The following is a 20,036-nucleotide window of genomic DNA, read 5'->3' as shown; positions in this document are numbered from 1 at the left end:
GATTCTCCATCTCATCATCGGGTCAACGGAACCACGCGGATTACCGGTAATTCTGCAGCAGCTCAATAAGCCTAGTGGTTCGCCAGATATCTCTGGCACTTCGATATGCATTTATCCGTTTATTATCCGGTTAAGTAGAGAAGTACTAGTCCATGCCGCTAGGGGATCCCTGTGAGCAAGAAGACATCTCTTCGGTTGCTGCTGCGCCCTATCGGGCCGGTACAGTCGATGCGTGGTGAAAGCGGAAGGCTTCAGAGGACGGCTCCTCGTCATAGCGGGGATTCTGTTAGTAGCACTCACTTTGCGCGCGGCCGTGACCGCAGTGCCCCCTGTCGCCGCGGAGATCAGCCGGGACCTTCCGCTGGACTCGCTGGCCCTCGGGCTGCTGGGCATGTTACCGCCGCTCACTTTTGCATTCTTCGGGTTCCTCACCCCTTTCGTCCTGCGCTGGGCCAGCGTGGAACGGTTGACCGTCATAGCGATGGTGGTGGCCGCGATCGGGCAGATCGCCCGGGTCTTCGCTCCCGACACTCCGGCATTCCTGGCGCTCACAGTGATCGCCCTCGCCGGCATGGGAGCGGGCAATGTTCTGCTGCCGCCGCTCGTGAAACATTACTTCCCGGATCGGGTCGGCCTCATCACCGCACTGTATGTGACCGCCATGAGCCTGGGCACCGCGATCCCCGCGCAATTGGCCGTACCGGTGACCGAGACGCTCGGCTGGCAGATCTCCCTGGCCAGCTGGGCCGGAATGAACCTCGTGGCAGCGCTGCCGTGGCTGAGCAGCTTCTTCCGCCGCCCCACACCAAGCCTTGCCGAGACCGAGCATCAGGACAGCGTGGAGACTGTTCCTGTACCGGTCCCTGCTCCTGAGCAGTCGGCGATCAACCAGGTCTCCTCCCGGAGCCCACGCAAGGGAATCCGCATCTGGCGCTCGCCGATGGCATTGGGGCTGACGCTGTTCTTCGGCTGCACCTCCTTGAACACCTATGCGATGTTCGCCTGGCTCCCGCAGATCCTGAGTGAATCCGGGCTTAGCCCCGCCGCAGCGGGGAATCTGCTGGCCCTCTACGCCGGACTGGGCTTGCCGATGAGCTTGCTGATCCCTGTTCTGGCGAGCCGGATGCGCAATCAGTTCCCCATCGTCCTGGCGCTGCTCTCCTGCTACGCAGCCGGGTATCTGGGACTCTTACTGGCTCCGGCGGGCCTCACGGTGCTCTGGGTGATCCTCGCCGGAATCGGCCCCGGCACTTTCCCGCTGGCCCTGCTGCTCATCAACCTGCGTACTCGGACCAGGGAGGCAGCAGGGGCGCTTTCCGGGTTCTGCCAAGGCGTCGGCTACGCGATAGCGTGCCTCGGCCCTTTGCTTTTCGGCTTATTGCATCAAGCGACTGGGAACTGGGCGGCCGGATTCGGGTTCCTCTTCGTCGTCCTGCTGGTGCTGGGCGTCGGCGCTTTCTTCGCCTGCCGCCCCGTGTATCTGGAGGATCAGCAAGGGCGCAGCTGAGCGCTTGGCTTATTCTCCGGATATTACCCGTCAACAATAGGGAAAAGCTCTGCTTGTTCTCAGCCTGAGTCTCTACATTGGTCACACGTGGAGGGGGCGTTACCCGTTTCCTCCGGATCAGATTCTTCAGAGCGCGGGGAGGCGGAAGAATGGCTCTTCGAATCGACAGCATCAACAGTGGCCGGAGCGGCTCTGCGCGGCATACGGCTGAAGTGCCCTCTACTCTGGATCCCTCGACGCTGGATGCAGCCCTCGAGGGTGCATGGATTTCCTGGGCTCCCTGGGCGTGGTGGCTGACCCTGGCGGGGCTCGCAGCACTGGCGCTGGGACTGAGTATTCTGCTTGCAGGAGTGGTCGGAGCGGAGCCGGAACCCGTGCCGCCGGCCACCACTATCCCCACGGTGTATTTACCACCCCAATAGCGCATCGCAGCCGGGCATCGCCGGCAATAATGCGCTGCATGCCTAAGATGCCTTATGTCATCACGGCGGCCCCGATGCGGGAACGGCCCGCAGAGGCAATTATGCTGAGACAGTGACTCCAGACGATCTCTCCTCAGCCCTGGCCTCGGCATTGCGCGAGGCCACTCAGAACGGCGATCTCAGCATCGCCGTCGACGCCCTGCCAGAGCAGGTACGCGTGGAACGGCCGAAGAATCGCGATCACGGGGACTGGGCCACCAATATCGCCTTGCAGCTGGCGAAGCCTGCGGGCCAGAACCCGCGAGTGCTGGCAGAACTTCTGCAACCGCGTTTCGCCGCTATCGAAGGCGTCGCCACTGTAGACATCGCAGGCCCTGGATTCCTCAACTTCACGCTAGACACTGCCGCGGCGGCAGCACTGGCCAAGGACATTGTAGAAGCGGGAGCTGCTTTCGGCAGCAACAACAGCATGGCCGGGCGGATCATCAATCTGGAGTTCGTCTCGGCCAACCCCACCGGTCCGCTGCACCTCGGGCACACCCGCTGGGCCGCTCTGGGCGATGCGATCGGCAGGGTGCTCAGAGCTAGCGGGGCCCAGGTGAACACAGAGTATTACATCAATGACGCCGGGCTGCAGATGAACAACTTCGCGGCCTCGGTGCTCGCCGCAATCAAGGGCGAGCCCACCCCGGAGAACGGCTACCCGGGTGCCTACATCGATGATCTGGCGCAGACCGTCAGCAGCGAGCATCCGGAGCTCCGGCAGCTCGAGGACGCAGCGGCCCTTCCCATCGTGCGAGCCGCTGCGTACGCCGCGCAGATGGCCGATATCAAGAAGACCCTGCTGGATTTCGCGGTCCATTTCGATGTCTTCTTCTCCGAGCAGGAGCTGCACTCCAACGCCGCCGTGGAAAAGGCCGTGGAGAGGCTACGGGAGCAGGGGCATGTCTTCGATCAGGACGGCGCGATCTGGTTGCGCACCACCGACTTCGGCGACGATAAAGATCGGGTACTCATCCGCAGCAACGCAGAGCCGACGTATTTCGCCGCGGACGCCGCGTATTACCTTGCCAAAAAAGATCGCGGATTCGCCGAGAAGATCTACCTGCTGGGCGCTGACCATCACGGCTACATCGGCAGACTCAAGGCGATCGCGGCATGCGCCGGTGACGATCCGGAGACCAGCATCGAAGTGCTCATCGGCCAGCTGGTGTCGATCAATGGTGCGCGGTTATCGAAGCGCGCGGGCAATATCATTGAACTCCGGGATCTGCTGAACTGGCTCGGGGCAGACGCGCTGCGCTACTCCCTGGCTCGTTACCCCGCGGATTCGCCGCTCACGCTAGACCCGGAGCAGCTCAGGAAAGCCAGTAACGACAATCCGGTCTTCTACGTCCAGTACGCTCATGCCCGGACCAACGCCGTGGCGCGCAACGCGCTCGCCGCGGGGGTCGGCAGCACTCCGGAGGCGAACTTCAACGCTGCGCTGTTGGAGCACCCCAGCGAATCGGAGCTTCTCGCGCAGCTGGCAGCCTTCCCCGCCGTCGTCGCGGATGCCGCGCGATTCCGTGAGCCGCACCGAGTGGCCAGGCACCTTGAAGTTCTAGCCGGCGCCTACCACCGCTGGTACGACTCCTGCCGGGTGGTTCCCGCGGCGGGGGACGAGATCGATGACGCCAATCGCAGCAGACTATGGCTCAACAACGCTACCGGGCAAGTGCTCGCCAATGGGCTGGGGCTGCTGGGCGTCAGCGCCCCAGAACGGATGTGACCGTGGGCTACGAGGGGAAGAGCGAGGCGGATCAGCCGGCCCGGGGCTCGGTGCTGGCCCCGGACTGGTTGAGCGTGCCCGAGGATCTCGACGCCCTGAGCCCCGAGCAATGGGCCCAGGATGTATCCAGGGATCCGGACAGCGGCGAACTCGCCGTCGCCGGAATCGGGGTGCGGCAGCTCGCCGAGGAATTCGGCACCCCGCTCTTCGTGGTCTCGGAATCGGATTTCAGACAGCGCGCCAGGGCTTTCAAAAAAGCTTTCGATGAGGCCTTCCAGCAGCTCTGCGGAGGGGCCGATGTCTACTACGCCGGGAAGTCCTTTCTCTGCATCAGCGCGGCCCGCTGGGTCCGCGAGGAAGGGCTTCGTCTGGACACATGCTCCGGCGGGGAAATGCTTGTCGCTCAGCGAGCAGGGTTCCCGGGGGCGGAACTAGGCCTGCACGGCAACAATAAGTCCGATGCGGAATTGCTCTGGGCGCTGGAGCTCGGAGTGGGCCGGATCATTGTCGACTCCCTTCCGGAACTGGACCGCATCGATGCGCTTGCCGGGCAGCTGGGGGTCACCGCTCCGGTGATGCTGAGGCTCACCCCGGGCGTCCATGCGCACACCCATGAGTTCATCGCCACCGCGCATGAGGATCAGAAGTTCGGGCTCTCTCTGGTGGCCGGGCCGCTGTCCGAGACGAGCCCAGCGGAACAGGCCGTGGTCGCGGCTCAGCAGGCCGAGCATATCCGCTTGCTGGGTCTGCACTGCCATATCGGCTCGCAGATCTTCGAGCCGGCGAGTTTCCAAGTCGCAGCGGAAAGGCTCATGAGCTTCGCCGCGCAGATGCGCGACCGTCACGGCATGATCTTGGCGGAGTTGGATCTCGGCGGGGGGTACGGTATCGCTTATACCGAGGCGGACTCGCCCAGGAGTCCTGAGGAGATCGCCGGGGCGATGGCTGAAGTCGTGGCCGCTGAATGCGCTCGCTGGCAGCTGACTCTGCCGCGGATCTCGATCGAACCGGGGCGGGCTATCGCCGGGCCGAGTACCTTCACTCTGTATCGGGTCGGCACGATCAAAGATGTCGCGGTGGAGCCCGAGGCCCACCCCGCTGCTCCAGTTCCTTCTGCAGCTTCGTCTTCGGCTCTGCGCCGCTATGTCTCCGTCGACGGGGGGATGAGCGACAATCCGCGCCCCGTGCTCTACGAAGCCGATTACACCGCGGTGCTCGGCCGGCCCGCAGCCACGGGCCGTGCTGAGCCCGGTCAGCCGGTCCCGGTGCTGAGCCGTGTGGCCGGTAAGCACTGCGAATCAGGGGACATCGTGGTACGGGACGTCTACCTGCCCGGGAATATCGAGGCGGGGGATCTGCTGGCCGTGCCCGGCACTGGAGCCTACTGCTGGTCGCTCGCGAGCAACTACAACTACCAGCCCCGCCCGGCGGTGATCGCGGTCCGGGAGGGCGAAGCCCGGACGATCATCCGTGGCGAAACCGAGGCGGACCTCCTGACGAGGGACGTCGAATCCTGAATGACCTATCGGGCAGGGCCGTGCAGAAACCGAGCAGAGGGGAGAGGCGCACTCATGAGTGATCAGACAGCCGAGAGATCCGCCGGGGGAGTCAGCGGAGGGACGCGATCCGCGCCGATTCGGATCGCCTTACTGGGTGCCGGCACCGTCGGAGCCCAGGTCGCCCGGATCATCCTGACGGATTCTGCCGACTTCGCCGAGAGAATCGGTGCGCCGCTGGAGCTGACCGGCATTCTGGTCCGTGACCCCGGTGCGCAACGGGATGCCGAATTGCCGTCGGAGCTGCTGCGCACCGACGCGGAGGCGCTGCTGGCCGAGGCGGATATCGTGATTGAGCTCATCGGCGGGATCGAGCCGGCCCACCAGTACGTGCGCCGGGCCCTGCGCAACGGCAAGAGCGTGATCACTGGCAATAAAGCGCTGCTGGCCAGGTACGGCCCGGAGCTGTACCAGCTGGCTGACGAATCGGGGGCGCACTTATCCTTCGAAGCAGCAGTCGCCGGGGCCATTCCGATCATCCGCCTGATCCAGGACTCGCTTTCCGGCGATCGTATCCAGCGCATCCTCGGCATCGTCAACGGCACCACTAATTACATGCTGGATCGGATGGACACTCATGGCGTCAGCTATCAAGAGGTCTTCGATGAAGCGGGTGCGCTAGGGTACCTGGAGGCGGATCCAGCCCTTGACGTCGATGGCCATGACGCCGCGGCTAAAGCCGCGATCCTGGCATCGATGGCTTTTCATACCGAGCTGCGCCAGGAAGACGTCTACACCGAGGGCATCACTCGGGTGACTGCCGAGGATATCCGCGCCGCCGCTGAAGACGGCTATGTGATCAAACTGCTCGCGGTCGCCGAACTGCTGCCGCTGCCCGCGGCGGCGGGCCAGGGCGTGAGCGTGCGGGTCCACCCGGTGCTGGTGCCCAGAGACCACCCGCTCGCCGGGGTCCGAGGCGGCTACAACGCGGTGTTCGTGGAGGCTGAGAACGCCGGACAGCTGATGTTCTACGGCGCCGGCGCCGGCGGTGCGCCCACGGCTTCAGCAGTGATGGGAGATGTCGTCTCCGCGGCCTGGCGGATCGCTTCCGGCGGCCCCGCGATCACCGAGATCACGCCGTTGCGATTGCCGGTGCTCGCGCTCGATCACGCGGTGTCGAGATTCTCCATCGCCCTGGAAGTCAACGATGAACCCGGAGCCCTGGCACAGGTCGCCGGAGTCTTCGCTGAGCAGGGAGTCTCCATCGAGGCTTTCAGACAGAGCGTGAGCGTGCCATTGGAAGGAGTCGCCGAAGAAGGGGCTCAGGGCACTGGTTCGCCGGAAGCGGGGCTCGCCCAACTGCGCGTGATAACGCACCGGGCCCAGGAAGCAGATCTGGCCGCGACGGTCGCCGGGCTCGAAAGATTGCCGGTGGTGTACTCCGTGTCCTCCGTGCTGAGAGTAGAAGGAAGCTGAACCGTGATTGACGCAACGCCTGGGGCGCCCCAAGAGAAGAACAACGCCACCGGTGCCTCGTTATGGCGCGGTGTGATCCGAGAGTACGCCGACCGGCTGCCGGTGACTGCCCAGACGCGGGTGATCAGTCTGGGCGAGGGCGGCACGCCGCTGGTCCGGGCCGAGAAACTGGCTGAGCTGACTGGATGCGAAGTTTGGATCAAGGTCGAAGGCATGAACCCCACCGGCAGTTTCAAAGACCGCGGCATGACGATGGCGATGACCGCCGCGGTAGCCGCCGGTGCGCAGGCGGTGGTCTGCGCTTCCACCGGTAACACCTCGGCCTCTGCTGCTGCGTATGCGACGGCCGCCGGCTTGAGCTGCGCAGTGCTCGTCCCGGAAGGCAAGATCAGCATGGGCAAGCTGAGTCAGGCTTTGGCGCACGGTGCACGACTGCTGCAGGTGGACGGCAACTTCGACAACTGCCTGGAGCTGGCCCGCAAGCTGGCTGAGGCCTATCCGGTGTTCCTGGTGAACTCGGTGAACCCGGCCCGCATCGAAGGTCAGAAGACCGCGGCTTTCGAGGTCGTCGACGTTCTCGGCGACGCCCCAGACATCCATGCGCTGCCGGTGGGCAATGCCGGGAATATCACGGCCTACTGGAAAGGTTATCGAGAGTACGCCGAGCCCTCTGGGAATGCACCCGCTGTTTCCGCACGACGCCCGCGGATGTGGGGGTTCCAGGCGGCTGGTGCGGCACCCATCGTTGCGGGTCACCCCGTGACCGAGCCGGATACCATCGCTACGGCGATCCGGATCGGGAACCCGGCCTCCTGGGAACAGGCGGAAGCAGCCCGGGATGAATCCGGGGGAGTGATCGAGGCAGTGGCCGATGATCAGATCCTGGAGGCGCATCGATGGCTTTCCGCTCGAGAGGGCGTCTTCGTGGAACCCGCATCGGCTGCCGGTGCGGCGGGCATCTTCAAGAAGTTCCGGGCCGGGGAGCTGCAACCGGGCCAGCGCATCGTGATTACGGTGACCGGACACGGTTTGAAAGACCCCGATTGGGGCCTGCAGAACCTCGATGGCACACCGATGCAGCCGGAGAAAGTCGATTTCGACGTGGTGAGCGCCGCCCGGGCGCTCGGGCTGGAAGGCTGAACGATGCCGATCGCCTTGCCGCTTCCGATCATCAGCCCTGGCCAGCAGGTCTGCGTGCGCGTGCCGGCCACCAGCGCGAATCTGGGCCCGGGGTTCGATTCCCTGGGACTGGCGCTGAGCTGGTACGACACGTTGACCGTGGAGGCAGCAGCCGATGACGGTTTGGAGATCGAGATCCGGGGCGCCGGCAGTGATCGGCTGCCACGAGATGCCAGCCACCTTTCGGTACGCTGCATCGACGCCTTTCTTGCCCGGTATCAGTATCGGCGAGGTGGGCTCCGCCTGATTGCCGAGAACAGCATCCCGCACGGCAGAGGCCTTGGTTCCTCCGCCGCGGCGATCGTCGCAGCTTCGCTGGCGGCTTGGCAGCTGCTTCCGGAGGAAGCACGGCCGGGCCTCGATGCGGTTTTTGCCGCCGCTGCTGCGTTGGAAGGCCATCCGGATAATGTGGCCCCGGCCCTGCACGGAGGCCTGACGATTTCCTGGCACAACTGGCGTGGGGCGCAAGAAGAACAAGAAGAACAAGACGGCGAGCATAAAGACGAGCAGAAAAGTGAGCAGAGCCGGCAGTATTTTGTCAGCGGAGTTCCGCTGAATCAGGGGCGCTTGCGCGCCGTGGTGGCCGTGCCGGAATACGAGCTGGCGACCGAGCGGGCCCGGTCTTTGCTGCCGGAGACCGTGGCTCACTCATTGGCGGCCGCCAATGCTGCCCGGGCCGGGCTGCTCATTCACGCACTGACCACGGATCCTTCATTGCTTCTACCGGCGACCAGGGATTACCTGCACCAGGATTGGCGGGCAGTGGCCATGCCGCAGAGTGCAGCCCTGTTGCGGCACTGGCGCGAGGCCGGAATCGCCGCGGTGATCTCCGGTGCGGGGCCGACGGTTTTGGCTCTGGTCGATGGACCGGAGCGGGTTCGTGAGGCGATCGAAGTAGCCGAGCGGTTCCTGAGATCAGCGGAACAGCGAAGAGATGAAACCGCATCTGGGCAGGAGCGTGCCGAATCGCTCTGGCGTGTCCGGGAAATCGGAATTGAAGCAGAAGGTGCTAGAATTATCAGTGCATAGGCTGCATAGCCGTTTGCGGGGGTAGCCTGAAGATTGCTTCATGAACTTTAAGCCCGCATATGCGAACCTCTGATTCAGCTTTATTTGTGACATTCCCAGCCAGTGGTATGAGAACTATCTCACTGGCCGGACTTCGCAGGCAGCATGGCGAGAATTTCGCGGGGGAAGCTATCTTTTCCGCAGTGATCGTGGCTGTGCCGCCGGGGCGACGCATGATGCCTTGCGAGCTGGATAGCTGGTTTTTGGTATGCCGAGGTGATGACGCCGGCGAGCCAGCTGCACATTTAATCAACGCGGCTCCTACTCCTAGGAGTCGATATCGAGGGGGAAGGATCCTTCGTGACAGAAACCACCAGCCTGGAAACAGGTGTGGAGCGCACCGGATCTGCCGCATCTGCGGCCGGTAACGCATCTCAAGGTCTTGCTGGCTTGAAGCTGGCGCAGTTGCAGGCACTTGCCGGGCAGCTCGGCATCACGGGAGGCTCCCGGATGCGTAAAGGTGACTTGGTCACCGCGATTTCCGCGCATCAACGCGGTTCCAGTGTGGCTGACCGGGGTAACGGCGCAAAAGGGCAGGCGGCGGGTAAAAACGCTGCGGAGTCCCCGGTAACTGCCGGAACCAACGGGCAGGAAAAGTCGGAGCAGCCCGCAGTACAGGAATCCGGCGATGACACGCAGCCGGCTCGTCGGGGCCGTGGGCGCCGTGCCGGCTCCAACGGCAAGGTCGAGGCGGATGCAGCAGAGGCTGCGAGCGGTGCGGGCGACTCCGCAGCGGATTCCGCTGACTCTCAGGATTCGCAGAGCGCAGGCCAGTCCGGCCAAGGGGAGGGCAACTCCAACCGTAGGCAGCGCGGACGCAATCGCCGGAATGGCTCCGAGAATCAGGACGGCGCTCAAGACACTAAAGACAACGCCAAGTCGGAGGCTTCCGGTTCCGCAGCCACTGAAAGCGATGAGAGCAATGGTGGGCGGCAGCGCAATGACCGCCGTCGCAGCCGGGATCGCGATCGGGACAATAACAACCAGGACGGCGGCCGGAACAACCGTCGCAACCGGAACGAGCGGCGCAACGAACGCCGCCGCGGCCAGGGCCCGGAAGTCGATGATACGGAAGTCACCGACGATGACGTGCTGCTGCCGGTAGCCGGCATCCTCGATGTCCTGGATAACTACGCCTTCGTGCGCACTTCCGGCTACCTGCCCGGGCCGAACGACGTCTACGTTTCACTGGCGCAGGTCAAGAAGAACAACCTGCGCAAGGGCGATGCGGTCGTCGGAGCTATCCGCGCTCCTCGTGAAGGCGAAGAGAATCGCGGCAATCAGCGGCAGAAGTTCAATGCCCTGGTCCGAGTCACCAGCATCAACGGCAAGAGCCCGGAGGAGATGAAGGACCGGGTGGACTTCGGCAAACTGGTGCCGCTGTACCCGGAGGACCGGCTGCGCCTGGAGACCGAGCCGAAGAAGCTCGGCACGCGTGTTATCGACTTGGTCGCGCCCATTGGCAAGGGTCAGCGCGGGCTGATCGTCTCCCCGCCCAAGGCGGGAAAGACCATGATCCTGCAGTCCATCGCCAATGCGATCACGACTAATGACCCCGATGTGCACCTGATGATGGTGCTGGTCGACGAACGCCCTGAAGAAGTCACCGATATGCAGCGCTCCGTGCGCGGCGAGGTGATCGCTTCGACCTTCGACCGGCCGGCCGATGACCATACTCAGGTCGCCGAGCTCTCCATCGAACGCGCCAAGCGTCTCGTGGAAATGGGGATGGATGTTGTGGTTCTTCTCGATTCCATGACGCGTCTGGGCCGGGCCTACAACAACGCAGCGCCTTCCTCCGGCAGGATCCTCTCCGGCGGAGTCGACGCTGCCGCGCTCTACCCGCCGAAGCGATTCTTCGGTGCCGCCCGGAACATCGAGAACGGGGGCTCGCTGACAATCCTCGCCACGGCTCTAGTGGAAACCGGGTCCAAGGCCGACGAAGTCATCTTCGAAGAGTTCAAGGGCACCGGCAATATGGAACTCCGGCTTTCCCGGCAGCTCTCGGAGAAGCGGATCTTCCCGGCCGTGGATGTCAACGCATCTAGCACACGGCGCGAGGAGAACCTGCTCTCGCCGGAAGAGGTCAAGATCATGTGGCGTCTGCGCCGCCTGCTTTCCGGCCTCGAGCAGCAGCAATCACTGGAGCTGCTCACCACCAAGCTGCGTGAGACGCAGAGCAACGTCGAGTTCCTCATGCAGGTGCAGAAGACGACTCTGGGCGCCAAGTCTGAAGACGACAAGTAGCTAGTTCAACGCTCGTGGTCTCCCCCGCTTCAGGAGGAGACCACGAGCGTTTTTCGTGCAGAGCCGCGCGCCGCGGCATGAGAGAAACGCCAGTTGTGGAGGATGGGATGTTCGATTCGATCAAAGGGCTTCTTGATGAGCATGCCGAGCTGCAGCTCCGGCTCAGCGACCCGGCGGTGCACGCTGATTCCGGGTTGGCCCGGAAATTAGGCCGGCGTTACGCGGAGCTGAGCAATATCGTTGAGGCGCATCATCGGGTCGGCCAGCTGAACGACGATCTCGCGGCGGCCCAGGAAATGGCTGAAGAGGATCCGGAGTTCGCTGCGGAAGTCCCTGAATTGCAGGAGCAGCTGGAAACAGCGCAGGACAGGCTGCGCCGGTTACTCATTCCCCGCGATCCGGATGACGCCCGGGATGTCATCCTGGAAGTCAAAGCGGGCGAAGGCGGGGATGAATCCGCATTGTTCGCCTCCGATCTGGTCCGGATGTATACCCGCTACGCCGAGTCTCGGGGTTGGAAGACCGAAGTCATCTCCGTTACGGAATCGGATCTGGGCGGGTACAAGGATATCCAGCTGGCGGTCAAGGGCCGCTCCAACGACCCTGCGGAGGGAGTCTTCGCCTCGCTTAAATTCGAAGGCGGCGTGCATCGGGTGCAGCGGGTCCCGGTGACCGAATCACAGGGCCGGATTCACACCTCAGCGGCCGGGGTTCTGGTGTTCCCGGAAGTCGACGAGCCGGAGGAAGTGGAGATCAGCCAGAACGATCTCAAGATCGACGTCTACCGCTCCTCAGGCCCCGGCGGGCAGTCAGTAAACACCACCGACTCAGCGGTGCGGATTACGCACCTGCCCACCGGGATCGTCGTCGCGATGCAGAATGAGAAGTCCCAGCTGCAGAACCGCGAAGCGGCGATGAGAGTGCTGCGCGCCCGTCTGCTCGCTCATCAGCAGGAGCAGATCGATGCTGAGAACGCCCAGGCGCGCCGCTCTCAGATCCGCACGATGGACCGTTCCGAACGGATCCGCACGTATAACTTCCCGGAGAACCGGATTGCCGACCATCGCACAGGCTACAAGGCCTACAACCTGGATGCGGTGATGGGGGGAGATCTGGGCCCTGTGGTCCAGTCCGCCATCGATATGGATGAGCAGGCCCGCCTCGACGCCTTGGGCGGATGAGGGATGAGGCACGAATGATTCAAGACATGGACTGGCAGGAATCGGAAGACCTGGCCGGGGCGGTGCGCGCTGCGGCTGCTCAGCTGGCGGAAGCCGGGGTGCAGAACCCTGTTCTTGACGCCGAGTTGCTGGCCGGGCATCTTCTGGGGATGGGCCTAGGCGAAGTCCGCGCGGTGGCGCTCCGCGGCGCCCAGATTCCACCAGGATATCCGGAGCTCGTCGCGCAGCGCGTCCGCCGTGTGCCGTTGCAGCATCTCACCGGTATCGCGCCCTTCCGGCATCTGGAGCTAGCGGTGGGCCCGGGTGTTTTCATTCCTCGACCGGAGACCGAGATCGTGGCGCAGGCGGCCATCGAAGAACTGCAAAGGCTGGTGAGTTGTGCGCAAGCTCCTGTCGGTGCACCGATAGCGATCGACCTGGGCACCGGATCCGGGGCGCTGGCGCTGGCGCTGGCTAGTGAGGTGCCGGAAGCCCGGGTATACGCGGTGGAACTATCGGCGCTGGCCGCGGCCTGGGCTGAGCGCAATATCCAGAGGACCGGCCTTGCGGTGACTCTGCAGCAGGCGGACATGCGGGAAGCCTTTCCGGAGCTCGAAGGCAGAGCGGATGTCGTCGTCAGCAATCCGCCGTATATTCCGGATGAGGCGGTGCCGGTCGATCCGGAAGTCGCTGAGCACGATCCGGAGCTGGCGCTCTATGGCGGCGGGCCCGAGGGTATGACGCTGCCGGCAGCGGCAGCGCACCGAGCCGCCAAGCTGCTGCGCCCCGGCGGATACTTCATCATGGAGCACGCCGAGAGCCAGGCCGCTGCAGCCCGAAGAGTGCTGCTCGCGGAAGGCTTCGCCGAGGTCGAAGGGCATCGCGATCTCACGGGGCGGGACCGGGCCACGGGCGGCCGCTTAGCGGCGAATGGCCGCAAACATGGACATCAAAGTGAAAGAATGAGCACGTGAGCGGAATTGTCTACGACTGCACGGTGCCCGCGCAGCGGCACGAAGGCTTGGAGCATGCGCGCAAAGCGATCTCGCAGAAACAGATCGTGGTGATGCCCACCGATACGGTCTACGGTGTCGCCGCGGATGCTTTTTCGCCGGTTGCGGTCGCTACCCTGCTGGCGGCTAAGGGTCGGGGACGGTCGATGCCGCCGCCCGTGCTCATCCAGCGGCTTCAGACCCTGGACGGGCTGGCGGCTGAGGTCAGCGATGAGGCGCGGCAGCTTGCCGAAGCGTTCTGGCCGGGCGCGCTCACCATGATCTTCTACGCACATCCCACGCTGGACTGGGATCTCGGCGACACCAAGGGAACCGTAGCCCTGCGGATGCCGGACGATCAGCTGGCGCTGGATCTGCTGACGCTCACCGGGCCGCTAGCGGTATCCTCGGCGAACCGCACGGGCGAGCCCACCGCCAGGACAGCTGCCGGGACCAAAGCCCAGCTGGGGGGAGCGGTCGAAGCCTATCTCGGCGATGGAGACCGCCCGGCTGATGGAGCCGAACCGGTGCCTTCTACGATTGTCGACGCCACCGGAGGCCGTTTACGCGTGGTCCGTCTGGGCGGTATTACCTTGGAACAGCTGCGTGAGATTGTGCCGAACGTGCTCGGTATCGGTGAAGAACCGGAACCTGCCGAATCCGATGCAGCTGAGCCCGCATCGGCCGAGCCGGAGCAGTCAGAGGTGGAGCCGGCAGGGACCGGTGTGGCCTCTGATTCGACCGGTCCGGCAGAGCATCCGAGTGCGCAGACTCCGCGCACCGAACGCCCGGAACAGAGCGGATGAGCGATCAGCCGCGCGTAGCTGCGGTACTGGTCAGTTATAACCGGCGCGACCTCCTGGAAGCCGCGATCACTGCGCTGGTCTCGGGGGAGCGGCTGCCGGAGGCCTTGGTTGTGGTGGATAACGGCTCGGATGATGGATCCGTGTCGTATTTACACGCCCTGCGCGCCGAGCTCGAGACCAAGCTCGATTATGAGCTCGTCGAACTACCGCAGAACACCGGCGGCGCGGGAGGGTTCACCGTGGGAATGGCCCACGCACTGGCTCATCACGATCCGGATCTGCTGTGGGTCATGGACGACGATACCGAACCGCATCGGGACACTCTGCAAGAATCCTTGAAGCTCTGGCAGAGCTATCCGCAGGGTCGCAGGCCCGCTCTGATCGCGAGTCGGGTGCTCTGGCACGATGGCCGCGAGCACCCCATGAACCGGCCCCGGACACGCTGGCGGGCCGGTGCCGGGGAGCTAGCTCAGGCGCAGCAGCGAGGTGCCCGTCCGGTGCGCTCCGCCTCATTCGTCTCTCTGCTGATCGATGCGCAGGCGGTGCGTCACGAAGGGCTCCCCGTTGCCGCCTACTTTCTCTGGAACGATGACTTCGAATTCAGCGCCCGGCTCGCGCGAGGCCGGCTCGCGCTTTCCAGCGACCGATCTGCGGTGACGCATCGGACTAAAGTTTTCGATTCCAACACCGTCGATATCGGCGAACGATTCTATTTCGAGGTGCGCAATAAGCTCTGGATGTTCAGCCGCTCCAGGTCTTTGACGGCCCAGGAGAAACTACTGTACGGCCTCGCCTCGCTACGACGCTGGGGGTTGATGATCCTCCGCTCCAGCGATAAGCCCGTAGTGCTGCGCGCCGGGGCGCGCGGGCTGCGGGACGGCTTGTTGCGATCGCCGCAGAGCAATGAGCAGGTGCTGGCGAAAATCCATGACCTGCCGAAGTGGCAGCTGGGTTCAGCTGAGCCGCAGGCCGGGGTGGCAGAACCGTTTTCCGTGCTGCTGCCGGTGTACTCCGGCGATTCGCCGGAGATGTTCCAGCGCGCGGTGGTTTCCGCCGGGGCGGAGCAGACCCTGCCTCCTGCGGAGATCGTCGTGGTCCGGGACGGTCCGGTGCCCGAGCCCTTGGAGGCCGTGCTGCGTGCGTTCGAGGCCGATCCGCAGCCGGTGCCGCTGCGCGTGCTCAGGATGCCCGCGGCTCAGGGTTTGGCGGGGGCTCTGGACGCAGGCCTGGCCGAGTGCCGTAACGATATCGTCGCCCGGATGGATGCCGATGATGTCTGCCTGCCGGAACGATTCGAGTATCAGCTGCCGTATCTGCGGGTTGGGTACGATATTGTCGGCTCCGCGATCGAGGAGATCGGTGCAGCGGAAGACGAGCCGCTGGCTTACCGCCGGATCCCGACGGACCCGGCAGAGATCTCTGCGAACACCGGGTTCCGCAGTCCTTTTCATCATCCGTCCGTGGTTTACCGGCGCTCCGCCGTACAGGCCGTGGGTGGGTACGGGGATCTGCTGCGCATGGAAGACTTCTGGCTCTGGCTGCGACTCCTCCGGGCCGGCTATCGGGGCGTGAATTTGCCCGAGCCGCTTGTGCGCTATCGGGTGAGCGCGGGAGCGTATCAGCGGCGCGGAGGGCCCGCACTGCTCGGCGCGGAACTCCGTTTGCAGCTACGGCTCCTGCGCGCCGGGTACATCACCCCCGTGCAGTGGCTGCGTAACGTTCTGGTCCGATGCCTCTATCGGCTGATTCCGACCGGGGCGAGGAAGATCGGGTACCGTGCAGTATTCAGCAGGCGCTCAGCTACCTGATCCGTTGACAAGGCTGGCGGAGGTTGCTGCTGGTGACCACATGGCCCATCACCAGTGAGGCGTTACCTGGAATCCGGCTGCGAGATGGCAAGATAAGAGGTATGAAAAAATGGTCAGGGTCGATGAACGGGTGTGAGCCGCTCGGATGACGATTTACCTGATCATGATGCTCCTCGCCGCCGTGATCTCCTACGGTGGTACGTGGTTAGCCCGGGGGCTCGCCCGGCGGTTCGGAGTCTTCACTCCAATCCGGGACCGGGATATTCATGCGGATCAAGTGGCCCGGCTTGGCGGTTTAGGGCTTTTCCTCAGTTTCGCCCTCGTGCTGCTCATCGCCTCGCAGACCTATTTCGTCGGGCAGATCTATGAAGGGACTTTCGCGCCCTGGGGGATTCTCTTCGGTGCGATCATCATCGTCATCGTAGGGGTTATCGATGACATCCGTGACTTGCCCTGGTGGGCGAAACTGGTAGGTCAGAGCCTGGGCGCTCTTGTGGTGGCGCTCTGGGGCGTCAGGATGCGTCTCTTCCCCTTTCCCACCGGAGTCATCGAGATCCCGAATCCTTTTGTCCAAATCGGTCTCACCGTTTTCCTCATCGTCCTGGTGATGAACGCTTTCAATTTCATCGATGGCCTAGACGGGCTGGCCGCGGGTGTCGCCGCGATCGGCGGAGCTGCGTTCTTCCTTTGCTCCTACTGGGTCAACCGAGCCTCGGACCGGGCCGACTGGTCCGATCTGTCGACTCTGCTGATGGCTATTCTGGTAGGCGCCTGCCTTGGCTTCCTGCTGCACAACTGGAGCCCCGCGAAGATTTTCATGGGCGATTCGGGCGCCATGCTGATCGGCTTGATCATGGCTTCGGCGGGTATCGCGGCCACTGGATTGCCGACCAATATCTATGCTCGCGCTGGTGGTATCCCGATCTTCGTGCCGATCGTGCTGCCGATCGCGATCCTCTTGGTCCCGGTACTCGATCTTTCACTCGCCGTAGTGCGCCGTACTCTCGCCGGACGCTCGCCCTTTTCCGCGGACCGTGCACACCTGCATCATCGGCTGATCGATCTGGGGTACTCGCATCGCGGGGCGGTGCTGCTGATGTACCTCTGGACTTTCGTCCTCGCTTTCGGCGGAGTGGCCTTCGCCGCCTTCCCCTGGCAGATCGTCTTACCGCTGGATATTCTGGCGGTCGCAATTCTGGCGGTGTTCACGATCCGGCAAGCCCAGAAACTCACCCGACGGTCCGCCGTTGAGAGTGATACGACTTACGCTTAGCACCCTCGGCCGGTAGTGGCATCACCAGCCTTCTATCTCGTGTAGAATTTCCATGTGATCCGGCGCTCATTCATCTGGAGAACTTCCCTGTTTCGCTGGCTTCCAGACCAAAGCCTGATCTAGATTGGTAATGCAACGATGGACAAGACCCACGGCGGTTCTGCGACTCACGCAGCAGCGCTTGAGGTGTCTGGTGCCACGGTAGAACCCTGGGGCAGGATCCTGCGACTGTGTCTTATCACGACCTTGCCGGTTGCTCTGCTGCTCACGTTGCTCGCTGCGGTGCTCGCCTCCCCGTGGGCGGCTCTGAGCGCACTGCTCGCGACCGTGGTCGCGATCGCTGGGTTGGGCAGTTCTTTATACGCTGCGCATATCGTCTGGAAGAATCAGCCGGATAATCTCTTGCTCATGTTTATGGCGGGATACGCCATCAAGTTCTTCGTTTTGGCGATCGGACTGCTGATTCTGGGGGTTCCCGAATGGCTGGATCGATTCTGGTTCTTCGCAACTGCCCTGATCACGGTTCTGGTGTGGCTTGGCGCCGAAGTCCTCGGTTTCTCCAGGGTGCGCTGGCAGCTCTACACTGATCCGGAGGCGACGTCGGGGGAGCGCACCGAGCAGAGCTCGGGGCACCATTCAGAACACCCCGCGAGGGGTGCGCTATGAGTTTGAACAAGTCGAAGCTGTCGGCCGAGAACTCTGTGTCGCCCGAGAACACGCGGAAGGCATTGATCTCCGCTGCCGAAGGCGGTACCTCGGATAGCCGCGGCGAAAAGACCCAGCAGGCCGGAATGGCCGTGTTCGGCTATATCATCGCCGGAATTGCGGTCTGGAGTTTGATAGGCTGGGGGCTGGGCAGTCTGCTGGGTATCCAGTGGCTGCCCGTGGCGGGGGCGCTCCTGGGCTTAGCCGGAGGAATTTACCTTTCTTTTATGCCACGTTTCGCTCGGTCTACTACCGAGCGGTCTGATGACGATGACCATGACAAAGGAGCCGGGTTATGAACGCCATCGCAGTGTGCCGTTCTTGTAACTTTTCTACCCAGCTTCTTGCCCTGCCCAATGCCGGACACAGCAGAGAGGAAACGCGTTGATCGCGCTTATGCTCCCCACTGAGGGATCCTCCGACGGCGGATTCAACCCGCCCGGAATTGAACAAGCTGGCTTACCAGGCCCTTTTTTCCAATGGGACGGGATCGGCAAGTACCACGTACTCGTTGTGCTTTCAGTGGTTTTGATCGCTGGGTTCTTCATCGTCGCTTTGCGGAAGCGGGAAATGGTTCCCGGACGCCTTCAGTTCGCTGCAGAAATGGCTTATGGATTCGTCAGGGACTCCATCGGCAAAGACATCATCGGTGCCAAGAACTTCCTCAAGTACGTCCCCCTTCTGTTCACTTTCTTCTTCTTCATCCTGGTGAACAACCTCTTCGGTGCGATCCCCTTCTTCGAGATCCCCACCTTCTCGCACGTTGGCGGCGCCTACGCGGTCGCTTTGATCGTCTACTTCTTCTGGATCTCAGTCGGTCTCAAACGCCACGGCCTGCGCTACTTCAAGCTATCCGTAGTGCCTTCGGGAGTGCCGTGGTACGTGCTGCCTATCGTGATCCCCATCGAGATCATTTCCAACTACCTGGTGCGGCCGATGACGCATTCGCTGCGTCTTTTCGCCACCATGCTGGCCGGTCATATGATCGTACTGATCGCGGGGTACGCACTCGAGTTCCTCGCCACGCAGGACAATCTCTTGGTACAAGGCAGTTCGATCCTGGTGATCGGCATGTACATTCCCCTGTATTTCCTGGAGCTGCTGATCATGGTGCTGCAGGCCTACGTCTTCACGTTGCTGACCGCGATCTACATCGAAGGGGCAGTCAACGCCGACGATCACTGACCGGAGCTGCTCGCCAGCCAAGGCAGCATCTCGAACAAAAAGTTTCCCATCCTGGGATAACCCCAACAATCCGCTCCTCTAGGGCGGGTACTGTGAAAGGAAAAACATGACTGGCTCCCTGAATATGATCGGTTACGGCCTCTCCGCCATCGGTGGTGGTATCGCTGTGGGCATCATCTTCGCGGCATACATCAACGGTGTAGCCCGCCAGCCCGAAGCACAGCGCGTGCTGCAGCCCATCGCCTTCCTGGGTATGGCCCTGACCGAAGCACTGGCGATCCTCGGTCTGGTGTTCGCTTTCGTCATCTAATGACGGAAGCAACGCACAGACGTTGTGATCGATTGGACCTGAGAGGATTAGTAGACGTATGAGTTTGCTACCGTTAGCCGCCCCTGGGGGAGACGTCAACCCGATTGTGCCCAACTGGTGGGACACCGGATTGGTGCTGGTCTCCTTTGCGGTGCTGCTTTTCCTCGTGATCAAGTTCGTGGTGCCCGCATTCGAGAAGACCTATGCGGCACGAACCGAAGCGATTGAAGGCGGCATCGCCAAGGCCGAGCAGGCCCAGGCGGAGGCCACTGCGGCACTTGAAGAGTACAAGCAGCAGCTCACCGATGCACGGGTCGAGGCCAACCGCATCCGGGAGGAGGCGCGCGCCGAAGGCTCGCAGATCCTTGCCGAGATGAAGGAGCGCGCCACGGCGGAGGCTGCCCGGATCACGGAGCAGGCCCAGACCGTCATCGCGGCGGAGCGCCAGGCAGCGGTAACGTCCTTGCGCTCCGAAGTGGGAACTCTGGCAACCACCCTTGCCGGGCGCATCGTCGGAGAAGCGCTGGAAGACGATGACCGTTCCCAACGGGTAGTCGATCGTTTTCTCGCTGATCTGGAGAGCTCTTCCAGCGATGAAGGTGTCTCACGGTGACCGGTGCTATGCCCAACC

At 63.2% G+C, this 20,036-nt stretch carries 18 protein-coding genes; all 18 read left to right on the top strand.

The window, feature by feature from the left end; translation table 11 throughout:
* The first annotated feature begins 232 nt into the window (after window positions 1-232).
* The 18 genes from C501_RS0111545 to C501_RS0111460 all read left to right on the top strand — a co-directional run bounded on the left by C501_RS0111545 (window position 233) and on the right by C501_RS0111460 (window position 20,018).
* Entirely contained in the window at window positions 233-1,507 is a 1,275-nt protein-coding gene (locus C501_RS0111545; RefSeq protein ID WP_018135794.1) for an MFS transporter, read from the top strand.
* 149 nt (window positions 1,508-1,656) lie between these two features.
* The gene (locus C501_RS0111540) at window positions 1,657-1,929 is read left to right on the top strand and encodes a hypothetical protein (protein WP_018135793.1); all 273 of its coding nucleotides are present in this window, start codon (window positions 1,657-1,659) and stop codon (window positions 1,927-1,929) included.
* A 112-nt stretch (window positions 1,930-2,041) separates the two neighbouring features.
* Window positions 2,042-3,700, top strand: coding sequence for an arginine--tRNA ligase (gene argS, locus C501_RS0111535; protein WP_018135792.1), 1,659 nt, complete (start codon window positions 2,042-2,044; stop codon window positions 3,698-3,700).
* On the top strand, window positions 3,697-5,217 hold the full coding sequence (gene lysA, locus C501_RS0111530) for a diaminopimelate decarboxylase (protein ID WP_018135791.1): 1,521 nt from the start codon (window positions 3,697-3,699) through the stop codon (window positions 5,215-5,217). Before argS ends, lysA begins: the two co-directional genes overlap by 4 nt.
* 54 nt (window positions 5,218-5,271) lie before the next feature.
* Complete coding sequence (locus C501_RS0111525) at window positions 5,272-6,672, top strand: homoserine dehydrogenase (protein WP_018135790.1); 1,401 nt, start codon at window positions 5,272-5,274, stop codon at window positions 6,670-6,672.
* A gap of 72 nt (window positions 6,673-6,744) precedes the next feature.
* A complete protein-coding gene (gene thrC / locus C501_RS0111520; RefSeq protein ID WP_018135789.1) occupies window positions 6,745-7,812 on the top strand; it encodes a threonine synthase in 1,068 nt (355 codons plus the stop codon).
* 3 nt (window positions 7,813-7,815) lie between these two features.
* The gene (thrB, locus tag C501_RS0111515) at window positions 7,816-8,880 is read left to right on the top strand and encodes a homoserine kinase (RefSeq protein WP_018135788.1); all 1,065 of its coding nucleotides are present in this window, start codon (window positions 7,816-7,818) and stop codon (window positions 8,878-8,880) included.
* Window positions 8,881-9,219: 339 nt separating this feature from the next.
* On the top strand, window positions 9,220-11,166 hold the full coding sequence (rho, locus tag C501_RS0111510; RefSeq protein ID WP_018135787.1) for a transcription termination factor Rho: 1,947 nt from the start codon (window positions 9,220-9,222) through the stop codon (window positions 11,164-11,166).
* A 107-nt stretch (window positions 11,167-11,273) separates the two neighbouring features.
* Window positions 11,274-12,347, top strand: coding sequence for a peptide chain release factor 1 (gene prfA, locus C501_RS0111505; protein ID WP_026174875.1), 1,074 nt, complete (start codon window positions 11,274-11,276; stop codon window positions 12,345-12,347).
* Between the two features lie 26 nt (window positions 12,348-12,373).
* Window positions 12,374-13,300: a peptide chain release factor N(5)-glutamine methyltransferase gene (gene prmC / locus C501_RS0111500; RefSeq protein WP_018135785.1), complete on the top strand. Its 927-nt coding sequence runs from the start codon at window positions 12,374-12,376 to the stop codon at window positions 13,298-13,300.
* The gene (locus C501_RS0111495; RefSeq protein WP_018135784.1) at window positions 13,297-14,124 is read left to right on the top strand and encodes an L-threonylcarbamoyladenylate synthase; all 828 of its coding nucleotides are present in this window, start codon (window positions 13,297-13,299) and stop codon (window positions 14,122-14,124) included. Before prmC ends, C501_RS0111495 begins: the two co-directional genes overlap by 4 nt.
* On the top strand, window positions 14,121-15,932 hold the full coding sequence (locus C501_RS0111490) for a glycosyltransferase (protein ID WP_018135783.1): 1,812 nt from the start codon (window positions 14,121-14,123) through the stop codon (window positions 15,930-15,932). Before C501_RS0111495 ends, C501_RS0111490 begins: the two co-directional genes overlap by 4 nt.
* 145 nt (window positions 15,933-16,077) lie before the next feature.
* Window positions 16,078-17,205 carry an MraY family glycosyltransferase gene (locus C501_RS0111485; RefSeq protein WP_018135782.1) on the top strand — a complete coding sequence of 376 codons (1,128 nt, stop codon included), beginning with the start codon at window positions 16,078-16,080 and terminating at the stop codon, window positions 17,203-17,205.
* Between the two features lie 138 nt (window positions 17,206-17,343).
* Entirely contained in the window at window positions 17,344-17,871 is a 528-nt protein-coding gene (locus tag C501_RS13365) for a hypothetical protein (RefSeq protein WP_156807754.1), read from the top strand.
* On the top strand, window positions 17,868-18,209 hold the full coding sequence (locus C501_RS0111475) for a hypothetical protein (RefSeq protein ID WP_018135780.1): 342 nt from the start codon (window positions 17,868-17,870) through the stop codon (window positions 18,207-18,209). The genes C501_RS13365 and C501_RS0111475 overlap by 4 nt, the downstream gene beginning before the upstream one ends.
* 85 nt (window positions 18,210-18,294) lie before the next feature.
* Window positions 18,295-19,095 carry a F0F1 ATP synthase subunit A gene (gene atpB / locus C501_RS0111470; RefSeq protein WP_026174874.1) on the top strand — a complete coding sequence of 267 codons (801 nt, stop codon included), beginning with the start codon at window positions 18,295-18,297 and terminating at the stop codon, window positions 19,093-19,095.
* A 106-nt stretch (window positions 19,096-19,201) separates the two neighbouring features.
* Complete coding sequence (locus tag C501_RS0111465; protein ID WP_018135778.1) at window positions 19,202-19,405, top strand: ATP synthase subunit C; 204 nt, start codon at window positions 19,202-19,204, stop codon at window positions 19,403-19,405.
* A 58-nt stretch (window positions 19,406-19,463) separates the two neighbouring features.
* Window positions 19,464-20,018, top strand: a complete 555-nt coding sequence (locus C501_RS0111460) for a F0F1 ATP synthase subunit B (RefSeq protein WP_026174873.1) — start codon at window positions 19,464-19,466, stop codon at window positions 20,016-20,018.
* Window positions 20,019-20,036 lie beyond the last annotated feature (18 nt).

This window comes from Acaricomes phytoseiuli DSM 14247 (genome assembly GCF_000376245.1).
Taxonomy (GTDB): domain Bacteria; phylum Actinomycetota; class Actinomycetes; order Actinomycetales; family Micrococcaceae; genus Renibacterium; species Renibacterium phytoseiuli.
This window is presented reverse-complemented; position numbering and strand designations above follow the sequence as displayed.

Excerpts from the sequence above, each read along its gene's own strand:
- C501_RS0111540 (WP_018135793.1), top strand. The coding sequence starts at position 1,657 with ATGGCTCTTCGAATCGACAGCATCAACAGTGGCCGGAGCGGCTCTGCG.
- C501_RS0111525 (WP_018135790.1), top strand. The coding sequence starts at position 5,272 with ATGAGTGATCAGACAGCCGAGAGATCCGCCGGGGGAGTCAGCGGAGGG.
- thrB (WP_018135788.1), top strand. The coding sequence starts at position 7,816 with ATGCCGATCGCCTTGCCGCTTCCGATCATCAGCCCTGGCCAGCAGGTC.
- prfA (WP_026174875.1), top strand. The coding sequence starts at position 11,274 with ATGTTCGATTCGATCAAAGGGCTTCTTGATGAGCATGCCGAGCTGCAG.
- prmC (WP_018135785.1), top strand. The coding sequence starts at position 12,374 with ATGGACTGGCAGGAATCGGAAGACCTGGCCGGGGCGGTGCGCGCTGCG.
- C501_RS0111490 (WP_018135783.1), top strand. The coding sequence starts at position 14,121 with ATGAGCGATCAGCCGCGCGTAGCTGCGGTACTGGTCAGTTATAACCGG.
- C501_RS0111485 (WP_018135782.1), top strand. The coding sequence starts at position 16,078 with ATGACGATTTACCTGATCATGATGCTCCTCGCCGCCGTGATCTCCTAC.
- C501_RS13365 (WP_156807754.1), top strand. The coding sequence starts at position 17,344 with ATGGACAAGACCCACGGCGGTTCTGCGACTCACGCAGCAGCGCTTGAG.
- C501_RS0111475 (WP_018135780.1), top strand. The coding sequence starts at position 17,868 with ATGAGTTTGAACAAGTCGAAGCTGTCGGCCGAGAACTCTGTGTCGCCC.
- C501_RS0111465 (WP_018135778.1), top strand. The coding sequence starts at position 19,202 with ATGACTGGCTCCCTGAATATGATCGGTTACGGCCTCTCCGCCATCGGT.
- C501_RS0111460 (WP_026174873.1), top strand. The coding sequence starts at position 19,464 with ATGAGTTTGCTACCGTTAGCCGCCCCTGGGGGAGACGTCAACCCGATT.